The 17,862-nt window shown below is 31.6% G+C and carries 15 protein-coding genes and 1 riboswitch; of the genes, 2 read left to right on the plus strand and 13 right to left on the minus strand.

Translation table 11 applies throughout. The annotated features are described in order from the left end of the window. Positions 1 to 13 precede the first annotated feature (13 nt). The 6 genes from KA867_RS05865 to cmk all read right to left on the minus strand — a co-directional run bounded on the left by KA867_RS05865 (position 14) and on the right by cmk (position 5,994). Positions 14 to 571 (minus strand): heptaprenyl pyrophosphate synthase subunit A, encoded by a 558-nt coding sequence (locus KA867_RS05865; RefSeq protein WP_210137344.1) that lies wholly within the window; start codon positions 569 to 571, stop codon positions 14 to 16. A 327-nt stretch (positions 572 to 898) separates the two neighbouring features. Beyond that, positions 899 to 1,171 carry an HU family DNA-binding protein gene (locus KA867_RS05870; RefSeq protein WP_019468914.1) on the minus strand — a complete coding sequence of 91 codons (273 nt, stop codon included), beginning with the start codon at positions 1,169 to 1,171 and terminating at the stop codon, positions 899 to 901. 169 nt (positions 1,172 to 1,340) lie between these two features. Next, positions 1,341 to 2,339, minus strand: coding sequence for an NAD(P)H-dependent glycerol-3-phosphate dehydrogenase (locus KA867_RS05875; protein ID WP_210137345.1), 999 nt, complete (start codon positions 2,337 to 2,339; stop codon positions 1,341 to 1,343). Between the two features lie 16 nt (positions 2,340 to 2,355). Then, positions 2,356 to 3,666: a ribosome biogenesis GTPase Der gene (gene der, locus KA867_RS05880; protein WP_019468912.1), complete on the minus strand. Its 1,311-nt coding sequence runs from the start codon at positions 3,664 to 3,666 to the stop codon at positions 2,356 to 2,358. Between the two features lie 195 nt (positions 3,667 to 3,861). Beyond that, positions 3,862 to 5,040, minus strand: coding sequence for a 30S ribosomal protein S1 (gene rpsA, locus KA867_RS05885; protein ID WP_210137346.1), 1,179 nt, complete (start codon positions 5,038 to 5,040; stop codon positions 3,862 to 3,864). Positions 5,041 to 5,337: 297 nt separating this feature from the next. Then, positions 5,338 to 5,994: a (d)CMP kinase gene (gene cmk / locus KA867_RS05890; protein ID WP_210137347.1), complete on the minus strand. Its 657-nt coding sequence runs from the start codon at positions 5,992 to 5,994 to the stop codon at positions 5,338 to 5,340. A 78-nt stretch (positions 5,995 to 6,072) separates the two neighbouring features. Here cmk and KA867_RS05895 point away from each other — a divergent pair, with 78 nt between their 5' ends. Then, a complete protein-coding gene (locus tag KA867_RS05895; protein WP_210137348.1) occupies positions 6,073 to 7,047 on the plus strand; it encodes an asparaginase in 975 nt (324 codons plus the stop codon). Between the two features lie 92 nt (positions 7,048 to 7,139). Here KA867_RS05895 and ypdA read toward each other — a convergent pair whose 3' ends face one another. The 4 genes from ypdA to KA867_RS05915 form a co-directional block, all read right to left on the minus strand. Beyond that, positions 7,140 to 8,126, minus strand: a complete 987-nt coding sequence (ypdA, locus tag KA867_RS05900) for a bacillithiol disulfide reductase YpdA (RefSeq protein WP_210137349.1) — start codon at positions 8,124 to 8,126, stop codon at positions 7,140 to 7,142. 908 nt (positions 8,127 to 9,034) lie between these two features. Next, positions 9,035 to 10,660, minus strand: coding sequence for an elastin-binding protein EbpS (gene ebpS, locus KA867_RS05905; RefSeq protein ID WP_210137350.1), 1,626 nt, complete (start codon positions 10,658 to 10,660; stop codon positions 9,035 to 9,037). A 147-nt stretch (positions 10,661 to 10,807) separates the two neighbouring features. Then, the gene (locus KA867_RS05910) at positions 10,808 to 12,187 is read right to left on the minus strand and encodes a RecQ family ATP-dependent DNA helicase (protein ID WP_210137351.1); all 1,380 of its coding nucleotides are present in this window, start codon (positions 12,185 to 12,187) and stop codon (positions 10,808 to 10,810) included. Further along, positions 12,174 to 13,139 (minus strand): helix-turn-helix domain-containing protein, encoded by a 966-nt coding sequence (locus KA867_RS05915; protein ID WP_210137352.1) that lies wholly within the window; start codon positions 13,137 to 13,139, stop codon positions 12,174 to 12,176. The genes KA867_RS05910 and KA867_RS05915 overlap by 14 nt, the downstream gene beginning before the upstream one ends. Before the next feature lie 109 nt (positions 13,140 to 13,248). On the opposite strand from KA867_RS05915, the gene KA867_RS05920 reads away from it, so the two are divergent. Next, on the plus strand, positions 13,249 to 13,497 hold the full coding sequence (locus KA867_RS05920; protein WP_019468351.1) for a ferredoxin: 249 nt from the start codon (positions 13,249 to 13,251) through the stop codon (positions 13,495 to 13,497). Positions 13,498 to 14,403: 906 nt separating this feature from the next. On the opposite strand, the gene KA867_RS05925 is transcribed toward KA867_RS05920, so the two are convergent. The 3 genes from KA867_RS05925 to KA867_RS05935 all read right to left on the minus strand — a co-directional run bounded on the left by KA867_RS05925 (position 14,404) and on the right by KA867_RS05935 (position 17,850). After that, positions 14,404 to 14,949 carry an ECF transporter S component gene (locus KA867_RS05925; RefSeq protein ID WP_210137353.1) on the minus strand — a complete coding sequence of 182 codons (546 nt, stop codon included), beginning with the start codon at positions 14,947 to 14,949 and terminating at the stop codon, positions 14,404 to 14,406. A 64-nt stretch (positions 14,950 to 15,013) separates the two neighbouring features. Then, a riboswitch (FMN riboswitch) is annotated at positions 15,014 to 15,150 on the minus strand. Positions 15,151 to 15,380: 230 nt separating this feature from the next. Then, positions 15,381 to 17,141, minus strand: a complete 1,761-nt coding sequence (locus KA867_RS05930) for an ATP-binding protein (protein ID WP_210137354.1) — start codon at positions 17,139 to 17,141, stop codon at positions 15,381 to 15,383. Further along, entirely contained in the window at positions 17,125 to 17,850 is a 726-nt protein-coding gene (locus KA867_RS05935) for a response regulator transcription factor (protein WP_107385272.1), read from the minus strand. The genes KA867_RS05930 and KA867_RS05935 overlap by 17 nt, the downstream gene beginning before the upstream one ends. Between the last annotated feature and the right edge of the window lie 12 nt (positions 17,851 to 17,862).

The following is a 17,862-nucleotide window of genomic DNA, read 5'->3' on the forward strand; positions in this document are numbered from 1 at the left end:
GATTACCTCTTTTTTAATAAATTTCTGATTTAATTTCATCTAAAAATGTACTTAATTCATCTTTTGAATATTTCTTTAAATACGAAGGATGATTTTCTAGTAAGTTTGCTAATAATTTTTGATTTATATTTACTGTTTCCATATTTGGTACGTATCGATTGATTGTTATAAGTGGAAATTTATTTTCTATCATTAAAATATAATGTCCAATTTTTTCTCTTGGTATCACTCCATTATGGATGGAGGATTTCATTTCGTTAATTTCAACAATCGCTGAACTAATTTGCTTTTGAAAAATTGGATCATGTAACTTCGCTAATAATGTATAAAAGTGAGCGCTTAGTAAATCACCAATTAATATGGCTTTCTTAGAGGATAAATTCTTGGAAACCTCATCTAAATGACGCATCGCAGTATCTATAGTGAGGCAAGCTAATTTAGCATCTTCAGGTATATCATAAGAATCAAGGATTTTTGCTAATACTTCATTTATATAAATAGCGTCATAATGATGTATACCTTTCAAGCGTTGGGTAATTTGTTTTTCAAAAATACTTAATGTCGTTTCCATGTTCACACCTCACGTTATTATCAATATACATATTAACATTATATAAGGAAAATTAAAATCAACGGTTTTCAAACTGATAAATATATACGTTTTATGTATTTTGTGAATAATAAAAATTATTCAAAGAAATGAATTATGTTTTGTTAATTATCACTGTAAATATTAAATTGATGTTTAATTATTTTAAAAAGCTCTTAATATCATATCATCATATCGAATGATACCATATTAAGAGACATAGTTTACAATCTATTTTTATTTGCGTTTAAAAGTTTTTATCAAAAGAAAAAAGCCCCTGTAACAAGGGCTTCACTTGTAAGTAAAGAATTATTTAACTGCATCTTTTAAAGCTTTACCAGCTTTGAATGCCGGTACTTTGCTTGCAGGGATATCAATTTCTTTACCAGTTTGTGGATTACGTCCTTTACGAGCAGCACGTTCACGTACTTCGAAATTACCGAATCCAATTAATTGTACTTTTTCACCTTTAGAAAGTGATGTTTGAATTGATTCGAATACTGCATCTACAGCTAAACCAGCTTCTTTTTTAGTTAAGTCAGCTTGTTCAGCAACAGCATTGATTAAATCTGTTTTGTTCATTATGAATTCACCTCCCCTAGGGTTTATAATGATAACTTAATATCATTATGGTATGACTTTAACACAACGAATACTGCAACTGCAATGATTTATGTGTAAAAAACGTTGAATTAATAGGATTTTAATATCAAATTGTTATATATTTGCTAAAAAGTGTAATACTTCTATCTTATTCAGCTTTTTTGCCACGTTCCATTAAATCTTTTACGCTTTCATCAACAGGTTGGTTTTCAAATAAAACTTTGTATAATGCAGTTGTAATTGGCATATCAATATTGTGTTCTTTTGCTAAATTATAAACTGATTTTGTCGTGTATACACCTTCAACAACCATGTTCATTTCTTCCAATGCTTTGTCTAAGGATTTACCCTCACCTAATTTATAACCAAGTGTGTAATTTCTTGAATGTGTAGAGGTACAAGTTACAATTAAATCGCCAATACCACCCAATCCTAAAAATGTGAGTGGATCTGCACCTAATTTTTCACCAAGGCGACTTATTTCAGCTAAACCTCTAGTCATTAATGCTGCTTTAGCATTGTCTCCGAAACCCATTCCTGAAATCACACCACTTGCAACAGCTATAATATTTTTCAAAGCGCCACCCAATTCTACGCCAACTAGATCGTCATTAGTATAAACTCTTAAATAATCGTTCATAAATAAATCTTGAGCTAGCTTGCTCACCTCTGCTGATTTAGAAGAAGCAGCCACTGTAGTTGGTTGTTTGATGACAACTTCTTCAGCATGACTTGGTCCTGATAATACACCAATACCTGCATTATGTTCAGGGCTGATTGAGTCTTCTAACATTTCAGAAACACGCTTATAAGTGTCGTTTTCTATTCCTTTAGCAACATGGATAAAGGTTTTTTTCGATGATAAATGAGAATCTATTTCACTTGCAACTTCTCTCATCGCTTTAGTAGGTAAAGCCATAAGATATACATCCGAATGTGTTATTGCTTTATTTATATCAGTAGTTGCGTTAATTGTTAACTCAAGTTGTGCATTTTTAAGGTATTTTGTATTTGAATGTAATTCATTTATTTCTTTAACAGTCGTTTCGTTTTTTCCCCACATTAATACTTGATGTCCATTTTCAGCTAAGACATTTGCTAATGCCGTACCAAAACTCCCCGTACCAAAGACAGTTATATTAGACATGTAACCCCTCCATTTATTAATTTCTTCTTCTAGAAATGATGTGTACAGGCGTACCTTCAAATCCAAAAGCAGCTCTTATTTGATTTTCAAGATAGCGTTTATAAGAAAAATGCATTAATTCTACGTCATTTACAAATACAACAAACGTAGGAGGCTCTATTGCAACTTGTGTAGCATAAAATACGTTTAATCGGCGCCCCTTATCTGTTGGTGTAGGATTCATAGAAATCGCATCAGTGATAACTTCATTTAATGTTGAACTTTGAACACGCTTTTTATGGTTTTCACTCGCTTCTAGAATGTATGGGAACAGCGTAGATAATCTTTTCTGTTCTTTAGCTGAAACAAATGCGATTTGTGCGTAATCTAAAAATTGAAATTCTTTACGCACTTCGTCTTTAAATTTCTTCATTGTGTTTGTTTCTTTATCTACAGCATCCCATTTATTGACAACTATAACAATCGCTTTTCCTTCTTCATGCGCATACCCAGCGACACGCTTATCTTGTTCTATAATGCCTTGTTCTGCATCAATTACTACTAAAACAACGTTTGATCGTTCTATCGCTTTAAGTGCTCGTAAAACCGAGTACTTTTCTGTATTTTCATATACTTTACCTTTTTTTCGCATACCAGCAGTATCAATAAGGACGTAATCTTGATCATCATAGCTATATTCAGTATCAATAGCATCTCTAGTTGTCCCAGCAACATTTGATACGATGACACGATTTTCACCTAATATGGCATTAACTAAGCTAGACTTACCAACATTAGGGCGACCAATGATTGATAAACGAATTGTATCTTCGTCATATGGGTCTGGTTCTTCTTCTTTGAAATTTTTAACTACTTCATCTAATAAATCACCTAATCCCAAACCATGTGAACCTGAAATAGGATAAGGATCTCCGAAACCTAGTGAATAAAAATCATAAATTTCATTACGCATTTCAGGATTATCTACTTTATTCACAGCTAATACAACGGGTTTTTTGGATTTGTATAGCATTTGAGCTACCATTTCATCACTTTGTGTTAAACCTTCTCTAACATTTACCATAAAAATAATGACATCAGCTTCATCTATGGCAATTTCTGCTTGTGCTCTTATCTGCGTTTGGAATGGCGCCTCACCTATTTCAATACCTCCAGTATCAATGATATTGAAATCATGAGTTAACCATTCGCCTGATGAATAAATTCTGTCACGAGTCACACCTGGTGTATCTTCAACAATAGAGACACGTTCACCTACGACTCTGTTAAAAATTGTAGACTTACCAACATTTGGTCTTCCTACAATAGCAACTATAGGTTTAGTCATAACTAACTTCCTCTCTTTTTTAATCTCTATAATTCTATCATACGGGGTAAGTATTTCAAAAGAAATTATTAAAGAAACCATTTAAATGGTTTTCATTAAATGCAATTACTTAATTGATGGATATGGACACTAAAAAAATAAATCTTGCCCTAACATAATATAGGACAAGATTTAGATTTGGTCTTATGATAATTATTAAAACTTAATATCTTTAAGTTTATCTCCGAATACATCTCCAAGTGTTGGATTGTCTTCATCTTCATTATTATCTAAATATGATTGCGTTGTTTCATTATCACTTTCAGCAACGTTTTCGTCAGGTAATGTTGCTTTAATAGAAAGTGAGATACGTTCATTATCAATATCGACACTTAGTATTTTAACACTGACAACTTGTCCTGGTTCTAACACTTCACCAGGTGTACCAATGTGTGAATGACTGATTTCTGAAATATGAACTAAACCTTGAACTCCAGGTTTGATTTCAACAAAAGCACCAAAATTTGTAAGTCTGACAACTTTACCTTCTATTACATCGCCTTCATTGACTTCTCCTCTTAATGATTCGAATGGGCTTGGTAACGTATCTTTAATTGATAATGAAATACGTTCAGAATCTTTATCAACAGATTTTACCTTCACTTTAACTTGATCACCTATTGAGACAACATCTTCTGGTGATTTAACATGTTCATGTGATAATTCAGAAACATGTACAAGTCCATCTACGCCACCAATATCGATAAACGCTCCAAAATTTGTTAAGCGTGCAACTTTACCTTCTATTACATCGCCTTCATTAAGATTATTTAGTAAGTCATCTTTTTTCTCCGCATTTTCTAATGCTTCTACAGCTTTACGACTAAGAATGACGCGATTATTTGCTGGATCTAGCTCTTCAACTTTTAATTTTAGAACTTGACCTTCAAAATGAGAGAAATCTTCGATGAAATCGGTTGAAATTAATGAAGCTGGTACAAACCCTCTTTGACCAACATCTACTACTAAACCACCTTTTACAACTTCAGTGACTTTAGCTTCGATAATTTCATCATTATCTAATTTTTCTTGTAAAAATTCATATGACTTTTCAGTTTCTAATTGACGTTTAGATAAGATATAAGTACCTGTTTCATTTTCTTCGTCATATTCCACTTTTGTAACATATGCACCGATTTCGTCACCAACTTTAACAGCATCACTCGGATTATCAATATGATGTGTTGAAAGTTGACTTATAGGGATAATACCGTTAAATTTAGCACCGTTAACATGTACAATTACTTGTTTTTCTTCAATTTCTTGAATTTCACCAGTAACTCTATCCCCTTCTTTAATTTCGTTAATCATTGATTCATTGAATTCTTCAGTCATCTTGTCTGCCTCCTTATTACACTACATATTTATAACATCTTATAATTTGACAGAATTGTCAAGAAATTCCACTTTATAGTGAACACTCTAATTCTATACATTTAAAAATATTAATTGATACTTATCATGTAGATAATAGTTTTAATATCAATAGCAATTTACATTGACTTATATGTAGTACAAATTTTAAAAATCTACTATAATAATATACCCTGATTTTGATATTTTATAACTTTTTTACATTATTTTAACAAAAAGATAAAAAGAATAACAAATAGACCATGTAAGCTTAAATATTTAAATTTTTTCTACTAATGTCAAAATTTTATCAGTAACTTCTTCGATACTCATACCAGTAGTGTCAATTGTTATTGCATCATCAGCTTTTTTCAATGGAGATATTTCTCTATTCATATCATAGTGATCACGTTCAGAAATTTCTTTTTTTAATTGTTCTACCGTTGATTGAATACCTCTAAGTTCATTGTCTTTTTGACGACGTACAGCACGTTCTTCCACAGAAGCAATCATATATATTTTCAAATCAGCATCTGGTAAGACTACAGTACCGATATCTCTTCCGTCCATAACAATACCTTTTTGCTCTGCCAATTCTTGTTGTTTTTCAACTGCAAATGAACGCACTGATTCTTTTGAAGATACATAGGAAACATGATTCGTTACATCATTTTCTCTTAAATAATCTGTAACATCTTGGTCGTCTAAAATAATTCTTTGACCTTTTTCTTCATCATAAGTTAATGATAGCTCCGTTGACTGAACAAGTTTAGAAAAATTTTCAGTTTTATTTAATTGTAAATATTTATAAGTAATAGCACGATACATTGCACCAGTATCTACATAAACCATTGACAATTTGGCTGCCACAAGTTTTGCTATTGTACTCTTACCTGCGGCTGCAGGTCCATCAAGTGCGATATTTATTGGTTTCATTTTAGTAACCCTTCCTTGTTGTTTTATAAATATTATTTTATCATAAATATGTATTTTATAAATAGGAGGAATGCACACATGAAAAAACTTCTTGTCATACATACTGGTGGTACGATTAGCATGTCACAGGATGAATCAAACAAAGTTGTTACAAATACGGATAATCCAATTTCTAATCATCAAAATATTATTAATAAATATGCTGATGTAACTGAAATAACACCTTTTAATGTACCATCTCCACATATGAATATTGAGTATGTAGAAACATTAAAGCAAATTATTAACCAATCTGAAAAGCAAGATGACTATGATGGTTATGTGATTACACATGGCACTGACACGCTAGAAGAAACGGCGTATTTATTAGATTTAACAGTGGATATCTCGAAACCAATTGTAATCACAGGCGCGATGCGTTCCTCTAATGAAATTGGTGCAGATGGATTATATAACTTTTTATCTGCAATTAGAGTTGCAATCAGTGATGAATCATTAAATATGGGTGTTATGGTGGTATTTAATGATGAGATTCATACAGCTAGAAATGTTACGAAAACACATACTTCTAATACGAATACTTTTCAAAGTCCGAACCATGGTCCCTTAGGCGTGATTACAAAACAAAGTGTACAATTTCATCACAGACCATTTGATCATTTAGTACTGACTGAAATAAATCAAACTTTAAATATCCCACTTGTTAAAGCATATATGGGGATGAATAGTGATGTATTAGCTTTTTACAGTGAAAAACAAGTGGATGGCATTATAATAGAAGCACTCGGACAAGGTAATTTACCTCCGACATGTTTAGAAGGATTGAATCAATGTTTAAGTAATGACATACCAGTCATACTTGTATCTAGATCATTTAATGGCATTGTTGGTCCCATTTATGCCTATGAAGGTGGCGGCGCAACTTTAGAAGAAAAAGGCGTTATTTTCTCTAATGGGTTAAATGGACAAAAAGCGAGACTGAAATTATTAATCGGTTTAAGTAATCATTTAACGTTTGAACAATTGAAAAAGTATTTTGAAGCTCAATTATAAAATAAAAAAAGAGTTGAGATAAGCAATATTGGATTTTTAGAATATTGAAGAAATTCTAAAATTATAATAACTTATCCAGCTCTTTTTATATATTATGATTCTAAAGGTGTTTGTTTTTTAGATAAAATATTTTGAGTGATGATGCCACCATGATACTTACCATTTTCAATGAAAATCGTATTAGCATCATTCCCTGCTGCAATTACACCAGCAATATAACAATTTTCAACATTTGTTTCGTAAGTTTCTTTGTTATGAACCGGTGCTGTACCATATTCATTTTCATTGATTTCAATTCCAATTGATTCTAAGAAATTATAGTCAGGGTGATAACCAATCATTGCAAAAATATAATCGTTAGGAATCTCAATTACTTCCCCATCTTGCTCATAAATAACACTGTCTTCAGTTATTTTTGTGACGTCAGCGTTAAATGCCATGTTTATTTTTTCATGTTTCACTAATGATTCAAAGTTAGGTAAAATCCATGGTTTGATTGCTTTTGGATAGTTAGAACCACGATAGATAACTGTGACATGTGCACCAGCTTTTTCTAATTCTAATGCTGCATCTACTGCTGAGTTTTTGCCACCGATGATAACAACGTTTTGATCGAAATAAGGGTGTGCTTCTTTAAAGTAATGTTTTACTTTTGGTAGTTCTGCACCTTGTACTTCTAATGTATTATGTTGACCATAATAACCAGTAGCTACAGTTAGAAATCGACACTGATAAACGTCTTTCGTAGTAGTAAGTGTAAAACGATTATTAATTTTTTTAACAGTAAGGACTTCTTCGAAAGCATTGATACGAAGTTGATGATGTTTAACAACTTCTCTATAATACACTAATGCTTGATTTCGACGTGGTTTGCTTTCTTCTACAATAAACGGAATGTCGCCGATACTTAATTTATCACTTGAAGAAAAGAATGTTTGATGTGTTGGATAGTTATAAATAGCATCCACAACATTTCCTTTTTCAATTACTAATGTATCGATCCCTTTTTTCTTTTGTTCGATAGCGGCACTTAAACCACATGGCCCACCGCCAATGATTATACTTTCTACTGTTTGCATAGTATTTGTCCTCCTTTTACCACCCATTTATTATACCAGTAGATTTTAAAAAACCAAGTGATAGAATTTGAAAATTTGTTTACAATAAAAATTAATTCATTAAAATTAGCACAATACAAAAGGACTAATCCATTTTATAAGGATTAGTCCCAGGCTGTCGCCAAAGTCTCCGCCTTTGTTGGCAGTTTTTTTATGAACGCTTTCCGCGGGCACTGCCTTAGCCTGTAGTCTTCGGCTAGCGCTATTCCCGCAAGAGTCGGTATAAATCACTGCCAATATTATAATATATGTAAATTAAATAGTGGTGGTGTTTATGATGTTGAATAAATCAATTGATAAAAGTGATCAATATGAAATGATTTCTATCTCTGAATTAGTCTTTAATAATCATTGATTACGTAAAGTCTATGCGATATTAGATTTAAATTTTGTATATGAACTTGTCGAAGGCAAATATTGTCTTGATAATGGTAAACTATCAATAGACCCAGTTATTTTAGTAAATATTATACAGGTCGTTTTCATGATACAGATTTATTTGAACAAACATTTGAGAAAATAATAGAAATAGCTATCAAAAATAAATTGATAGATCACCCATCTTTATTTATTGATTCTACGCATATTAAAATAAATGCAAATAAGAATAAATACATCAAAAGAATTATGAAAAAAGATAAACTTCACTTGTAGGAAGAATTGGACAATGAAAAAAATGAACAAATACGAGCACTAAGAAAAAAGTCATTAAAAAACTATATAAGTAGAAAATAAATAAACCCTTCGCAAATTAATGCGAAGGGTTTGTCTACGTTCAGGAACTAATCCATTTAATAAGAATTAGTCCTTTTATGGAAATAGGCTTGATATTCAAGCTCATTATATTTGTACGGTGAGAATGATCATCATTATTGAGGGATAACTAATTGTTGTCCATTATGAATATCATTACCTTGTAAACCATTGGCTTTTCTGATTTTTTCTACATTTTCAGGAGAACCACTTCCATAATATTGGATAGCTATTCTGTATAGGTTTTGACCATTTACAGTATGCGTTTGTTGTCCTGAATTATTGTTTGAAGATTGATTGTTTTGTTGATTGTTTTGGCTGTTGGTTGCTTGGTTTTGATTTGCTGAATCATTACCTTGATTTGTAGCTTGGTTATCTTGTTGAGATTGATCGTTTTGACCACTTTGTGCATTTTGATCACTTTGATTACTTTGGTCTGATTCAGTAGCTTGATTTTGATCGCTAGTAGCAGCATCATCAGCATTAGAATCAGTTTGGTTTGAACTATCATTATTATCTGATTCAGCGCTATTGTCACTGTTTTTATTTGCTTTATCACTATCAGCATTTTTGTCTTTGTCTGAATCTTTCTTATTGTCTTTGTCTGAGTCAGCATTTTTATCTTTATTATCAGCTACTTTTTTGTCGTCGTTGTTGCCACTATCATCATTATTGCCAGTTAGTGCCATACCACCAAAAATTCCGATTGCTGCTAATATTAAAATAGCTGCTATAATAGGTAATATTTTTCCAAACAAGCCGCCTTTTTTCTTGTTCTTATTGTTATCATCATCATTATCATCGCTGTTATTGTTACCGTTGCCATTATTTCCACCAGAGCCGTTGCCATTTGAATGTGCAGCTTTTGCTCCTGCAGCTCCTGCACCAGCCGCGGCTGCTCCGCCGGCTACAGCAGCACCTTTTTTCTTGTTTTTATTGTTATCATCATCATTATTATCGTTGTTATTGTTACCGTTGCCATTATTTTCACCGGAGCCATTGCCATTTGAATGTGCAGCTTTTGTGCCTGCAGCTCCTGCACCAGCTGCGGCTGCTCCGCCAGCCACGGCAGCACCTTTTTTCTTGTTGTCTTTTTGCTCTTTATCTTTTTCAGATTTATTATTATTTTCTTCAGTATGTTGATCTTTATTATTAATAGCACCTACGCCTGTGCTAGCATCACTTTTTTCCTTATTTTTTGTTGATGTGTTATCATCTTTTGAATCAACAGATTCGTCTTTTTTGTCATGATGTTTTTTAGCAGCATAGGCGCCAGCACCCGCTGCTGCCGTTCCGCCAGCTACGGCAGCACCTTTTTTGTTATCGTTTTTATCTTCAGAATGGTTGTCATTATGTGTTTCGTTATCTCTATCTTTTTCATCTCGGTTTTGATTAATATTATTGCTTTCTGAAGGGTCTTGATTCTTACTGATTTCATCTGTATTAGATGATGAATGTGTGTCTTGTTTTTGCTCATCATCTATTTGATTTGATGTATCATTATTCTCGTCAACAGGTGTTTGGTTTCTTTCATTTTGATGTGTTGCCGTATCTCTTCTACGTTGTCTTCTTTGAGCATTTCTAGGAGGGAATTGTTCGTCTTTTTTATCAGAAACTTCCTCTTTTACGTTGTCAACGGAATCGTTAACAGAATCCTTTACATCATCTTGATGTTCTTTTGGATCAATAGATTGACGATTTTTCTCAAAATCATCTTTGAAATTATTATTAGACAAATTCATCATCCTTCCGTCATTTAATTTTAGTATATACTGTTTTACCCTAAAAGGTAGTATATATGTATAAATTTTATATGAAAAATAAATAAAACTTTAGTGTATATTTAGTATTATAGCTTGATTGAAAAAGTGAAGTAAAGCATTTATCTTTTATTTGAATATATTTTGTAATTTTTCCTTATAATCCATTTTTCTTTTCACTTTTTTGCTATTAATTATATGAATTGGCTTTAATTCTGAGTCATTATCGCAACACTGTGTTGGTTTAGATGTTAGATTTTCACCGAAAAATTCTATCATATATGCTCTGCGACATTGATCTAAGTTTTTATAGCCTAACATTCGATAATAACCTCGTTGTTTTCGTTCAAAAGCTGCTTTGAAAATAGCACGCAATTGTTCAACATTATAATAACTACTAAGAACGTCTAATATTTCATTTTTTTCAGGTGGTAAAAACATACCTAATTCAAATGCACTCACATCTTCTTCTGTAATGATATCGGCAAAGAGTAACGTTTCTAATAAATAGCTGTCATCTGGTTGATAAAGACTGATTGCTTGGCTAGATTTACCATCACGTCCTGCACGCCCAATTTCTTGCATATAACTAGATGGGCTCGTAGCTAGATGAAAATGTATGATTGTTCGAATATCTTTTTTATTAATCCCCATACCAAAAGCACTCGTTGCTACAATAATGGGTATTTCATTATTTATAAATTGATGTTGAACTGTATGTCGTTCCTGATAGGTTAAATCACCATGGTAGATTCCTGTTAAAAAGCCATATTGGTAAATTGCTTTGGCTAAAGTCAGGCACATTTTTTTAGATGAAACATATATGATTGTTGGTCCTGATTGTTCTAACATTGGAAGTAACCACTTTAACTTTTCATGATCATCTTCGAAATTTTTGTGAGATAATGTAATATTTTCTCTATTCGTCGTTGTTTTCACAACAGTAAATGTTTTATTTAACATGTGATTTAAGTCGTATGTTAAATATGGTGGTGCTGTAGCAGTCAAAGCAAGTATGTTTGCTTTAGGAAAATAATTGATGATTTTCCCAACAAGCGCATAGTGTGGTCTGAAATCATACCCCCATTCAGATAAGCAGTGTGCTTCATCTAAAACAATTAACCCTAAATCCAAACTTTCTATAAGTTTAAAATTATGTGGTTGCAACAAAAATTCAGGACTTAAAAATATAAAGCGACTATGTCGCAAAGATTGTATGTTTTGTTTTTTTTCATTTTCATCTAATCCTGAATGGATACATGAAACGTAATGCTCACCTTGAAGTTTTAATTGCATGACCTGATCATCCATTAAAGATATTAATGGTGAGATGATGAGCGTTGGTTTTTGCTTAATATAAGTTGGTAATTGATAACATAGACTTTTTCCGCTACCAGTAGGCAATATACCCAAAGTATTTTTATCATTTAATATATGTTCTATAATTTCTTGTTGCCCAGGTTTAAATGTATCAAAACCAAACCATTTTTTTAATTCATGATGCAACATTTAAATCACCTCTTTCAAAACCGATGATTAATAGTTTTATTTCAAAGTAATTTAATTTTGGAAATTTTTCTTTGTAGTTTCTTAGTCTTTCGCTACGGTTTTCTACATAATAACTTAAAAAATGTGTATACGTCTTCTCGTTAATAAATGTATCGTAGTCTGATAAATATCCTTTGATAAATAATTCTAGTATATGATCTTCGATTGTATTTGGTTTTACATTTTGCATCTTAGCTAATTGTTTAAAACTGTGCCCTCTTTTTATGGCTTTGTAAGTTTCTTCTGTTTTAAAAAGTAAAGTAGGTAAAATAATCAATTGACTTAAAATAGGATATTTAGTTACATTTTCTAATTCAAACATCATTATTACTAAATCATTCATTTCTAGTACAAACAAATATTGTTGAGAAATGTCTTCTATTAAACTAACTTGTTGTCTTGTATACATGCTTTCTTTATATCCTTGTAAATAGTAATGTAAGTAGGTTTTATTATTCTTTTCTATAATTGAAGAAAATAAAATATTTAATTCATTATTTAATTTGTATGATATGTCCTTATCTTTAAAGTTGTTATATACTTTTTTTACTCTATATTGAATTGTACTGTTGTGTGTTACAGGTACAAATTGAAATGAATCATGTGCTACATTCGAAATTGTTTGAGTTAATAATTGAATTGCTTTAAAAGTATTTAATAAACTATCGTATGTATACCTTGGATGCGTACGAATTAATAGCGTATCATCAACATCTTGTGTTTTATTTTGAGCATATCCAACAAATGATGAATATTTTAAGTTTGGTAAGCTATGATACAATGATAATAGTTGTTGACTACAGGCGTCAAAAAAGGTTTGATGGGACTTTTTGCCTGTGATAATATTATATATGCTTTTTTCTGTTTTGTAATTATGTGCTTGCGTTCGTGTAAAGTGAATTAAATTATACATGTGTGCTCCCTCATTTTATAAAACAAAAACATTTGAAAAAATTTAAAACAGTAACTACAATACTAATTGTGTTATTAGTGTAGCATGTTTGTTAAAGGAGGCGAAGAGTTTGGCTAAATATACAATTGTTGATATGGATACATGCATTGCATGTGGTGCTTGCGGTGCTGCTGCCCCTGATATATATGATTACGACGATGAAGGTATCGCATACGTTATACTAGATGATAACCAAGGTACTGCGGAAGTACCAGAGGAATTATATGAAGACATGGAAGATGCATTAGAAGGTTGTCCTACAGATTCTATTAAAATTGAAGAGGAATCTTTTGACGGGGACCCTTTAAAATTTGAATAATAAAATTAATCAAATAGATATTCATTTTTGAATGAATTTAATTTATATAAGCTCAGTGTATTCATTGTATTAATGAAAATGCTGAGCTTTTATATTAGGAAAAAACAAACATTATGCAGATTATCATTTGGAAATGAACGAGCAAAGCGTTGTACATAATTCTTATTTTTTAATATTTTACGATTTTGTAGTGCGTGCTTGCCTGGGATATGGCTCGAGCCTGTAGTCTCTCGCGCACATCATTCCCCTGGGCGTCAGCACATTACAAAATCGCTATAAGTGATACGTTAGTTAATCTTCGTTAATAATTTTTCATTTCAATAACTGATATGAATTAATATAAACGTTATGTGATAATTTTATATTTAACATTTTACGATTTTGTAGTGCATGCTTGCCTGGGGTATGGCTCGAGCCTGTAGTCTCTCGCGCATATCATTCCCCTAGGCGTCAGCACATTACAAAATCGCTATAAGTGATACGTTAGTTAATCTTCGTTAATAATTTTTCATTTCAATAACTGATATGAATTAATATAAACGTTAAGGTTATGTTGATAATTTTATATTTCAATAACTGATATGAATTAATATAAACGTTATGTGATAATTTTATATTTAATATTTTACGATTTTGTAGTGCATGCTTGCCTGGGATATGGCTCGAGCCTGTAGTCTCTCGCGCATACCATTCCCCTAGGCGTCAGCACATTACAAAATTGTTATAAATGAGGCGCATAAGCACAACGAATAAAGAGAAATTATAAATGGTAATAACTTCAAGTTTAAAATTTATCAAAACCTTTTAATAACAAAAGAAGCTGAGATAATAAATTTATCTCAGCCAATCTCGTGTCTTGCATTTTTATTTGTTTCATAACTGTAGATAAAAACGTGTACTTAATTATTAGTTAAGTAAAATTTTTTCCAAACGTTTGAATAATAACATAAATATTAAAGAAATAATTATACCTTTTATTATGTTAAAAGGTATAACACCTGAAACTATAACAATTTTAATATTTTCAACTACATTAGTTAAATTCATAATCATGCCATATAGTGGTAATAAAACAAAATAGTTTAAAATACTTAAAACAATAGTCATGACAATTGTCGCTATAGCAAATCCAATAATTTGTGTTTTGACAGTATGTCTATTTTTTATAATATAGAAAGCACTCAAAATAAAGCTCGCACCAGCTAAGAAATTAGCAATGGGACCAACTGGATCACCTATATTAAATAAGAAATTAAGTAAATTTTTTATGAATAATATAATAATACCGGCTACTGGTCCTAAACTAAAAGTTGCTAACAAAGCTGGAATATCACTAAAATCTAGTGTTAAATACGGCGGTAAAAAAGGAATTGGAAATTTTATAAACATCAAAATAAATGACACCGCACTTAACATGCTTATTGTAATAAGTCGTTTGGTTTGTTGTTGCATATTCAATTATCTCCTTCCATTCATCTTACACAGAAAAGGAGGATTTAATTGCACAACAAAAACCCTCCATCTTCTCCCATCCAGACTATACTGTCGGCTCTAGATTTACACTAGATCAGCCATTTATCTCATTAATAGATAAATGGGTCGCAGGCTTAAATTACTGCCGGTTGGGAATTACACCCTACCCCGAAGATGAATTTCTTAAATTTTATAAATATATCATAGCCTATTACTCAGATAAAAACAATAGTCGTGCTCTATTCTAAGTAAATGATATTATTTTTAAAAAAGACGAAATTAGAAATCAATATTAAAATAGTGATTTCCAATCTCGTCTTGATCAGAACATGCATGCTTTATAAATATTCACATCTATAAACTAAATTATATTTTACTTTATACTAATTAATTGATACTCAAGTGTTATCCTATTCCTCTGTTGGTTTTGGTAGATTTATTATAAAAGTAGTACCTTTGCCAAGTTCACTTTTAACGTCAATCGTTCCACCGTGTTCATCAATAATCATACGACAGATAAACAATCCTAAGCCAGTCCCTTGTTTACCCCGTTTACGAGCGGTATCAACTTTATAGAAACGATCAAATACTTGTTGTAAGTGTTCTGGAGCAATGCCAGAACCTGTGTCTGAAATGTATAAGATATTTTCACTTTCTGTTTCTCCATAACTAATTGATATTAAATCACCGGGTTCTGTATATCTTGTAGCATTATCAATAAGATTGGTCAACACTTGTTCAATTCTATCAGTGTCGAAATACCATAATTGATTTTGCGTATTTGGATTTAAATTCATCGTTAATTTTAAATCACTTGCTTGTTTTTGGTATTTTTGTTGCATTCTATTTAGCAGCGGATCAATGGGTTGTTTTACTTTTTCTACAGTTAGTCCTTCAGCATCCATTCGTGCAACATTGAGCAATTCATTTACTAATCGATTTAAACGTTTTGTTTCATCAAGTACAATTGACAATGATTCATGTATTTCGTCTGGCTCTGTTACAATGCCATCAACAATCGACTCTGTATATCCTTGTAATAATGAAATAGGTGTACGCAATTCATGTGATACATTAGCAATAAAATCTTTTTTCATTTGATCAATATTATGCTCATTTGTCATATCACGAATAATAGCCACAATACCACTTCTACCATCAGGTTGAATTTGTTCAATATAACTTGTAATAATGACAAAATAACGTGTACTAATTTCATATTCTTCGAATTGTGTTTGTTGGGTTTTAAATGTTAATTCGTTTTGACGATCAAGCTTGTCTAAATCATGAGCATCTAATATTTTCAAAATATTTTGTGCCATCTTGTTTGATATGATTATTTCTTGTTTGTCATTAAAGCCAAGTACACCTTCAACCATAGAATTTATTAAACTATCTCTGATATTTTTAGATGAGGATAGTGCGTCTATATGCTGCTGTATTTCGGAACTCATCGTGTTAAAAGCACGTGATAATTCTCCAATTTCATCTCGAGAATTAACAGGAACTACTTGAGCATAGTCCCCTTTAGAAACTTTTAATGCTTGTGTTCTTAAATTTCTAAGCGGTTTTGTAATTCGTGATGATAAGAAAAAGGCAAACACAGTTGTAATAGATAAAAAGATTATTGCAATAATTAATATAATGACTGTAATCACATTATTGGTATCTTCTATCGTTTTCAAATCTTGATAGATAAAAACCCCACTATATATACTATTATGAGGACTAGACTCTAAATTTTTAGATGGATAGCCTATTAAAACATAGGTTTTTTGCTGTTTATTCATATCAATTGTCACGTGCTCTGATATCTGTTCTCCTCGATCGAACACTTTTTCATAGTTTTTATTACCTTTAATTTCTTTGAACATTTTTTCTTTTGTCTCATCGTTATTAATACTATCCATATGTTTATGGTTCATGATGATGAGCCCTACCGGCCCCTCAATAAGTGATTTACTATGTTTTATGGCAGTTGTTTTATCATCTGAATTCTCAACTAAATGACTGATTCTTTTAGCATCTTCAAGTAATGAATCTTCTGTTTCTTGCGTAAAGTATGATTGTATAAACGTTATAAGTGCTGCACTTAATAAAATTAAAACTGTCGTTACTATAAAGATTATAGTTAACCACAGTTTTACTACTACGTTATTGAGTCGGTTCATTTTCAGATTTAACCTCGAATTTATAGCCAACGCCCCAAACAGTCTGAATCATTTGGGCAGCTTCATCAGAAACACGATTTAATTTTTCTCTTAAACGTTTTACATGTGTATCAACAGTACGCAAATCTCCGTAAAATTCATAGTGCCATACTTCTTTTAAAAGTTGTTCACGATCAAAGACTTTATTTGGCGTTTTTGCTAAAAAGATTAAAAGTTCATATTCTTTTGGCGTTAAGTTTACTTGGTTGCCATCTGCTAGCACACGGTGTGCGTCATTATCAATTACAAGGTGCTCAAATTCTATTAAATCTCGTGCATGTGGTTCGCTTTGTTCTGTATGCGCAACTTGAGTTCTTCTTAATAAAGCTTTTACACGCAAAACCACTTCACGTGGTGAAAATGGTTTTACAATATAATCATCTGCGCCGGATTCAAAACCTTCTACGCGGTTTGTTTCTTCTCCTTTAGCAGTTAACATAATAATTGGTGTTTCCTTTTGCTCTCTTAATCTAGATGCCACAGTAATACCATCCATTTCTGGCAACATTAAATCTAATAAGATACATGCATAATCATGTTCCATTGCCATTTTGTATGCTTCTTGTCCGTCTCTAGCTTCATGAGTTTCAAAAGATTCTCTTTCTAAGTACAATTTCAATAATCGTCTGATTCTATCTTCATCATCGACGATAAGTATTTCATTTGACATAGGTTCGTACCC

Source organism: Staphylococcus sp. GDH8C109P (assembly GCF_017893405.1).
Classification (GTDB): Bacteria; Bacillota; Bacilli; order Staphylococcales; family Staphylococcaceae; genus Staphylococcus; species Staphylococcus cohnii.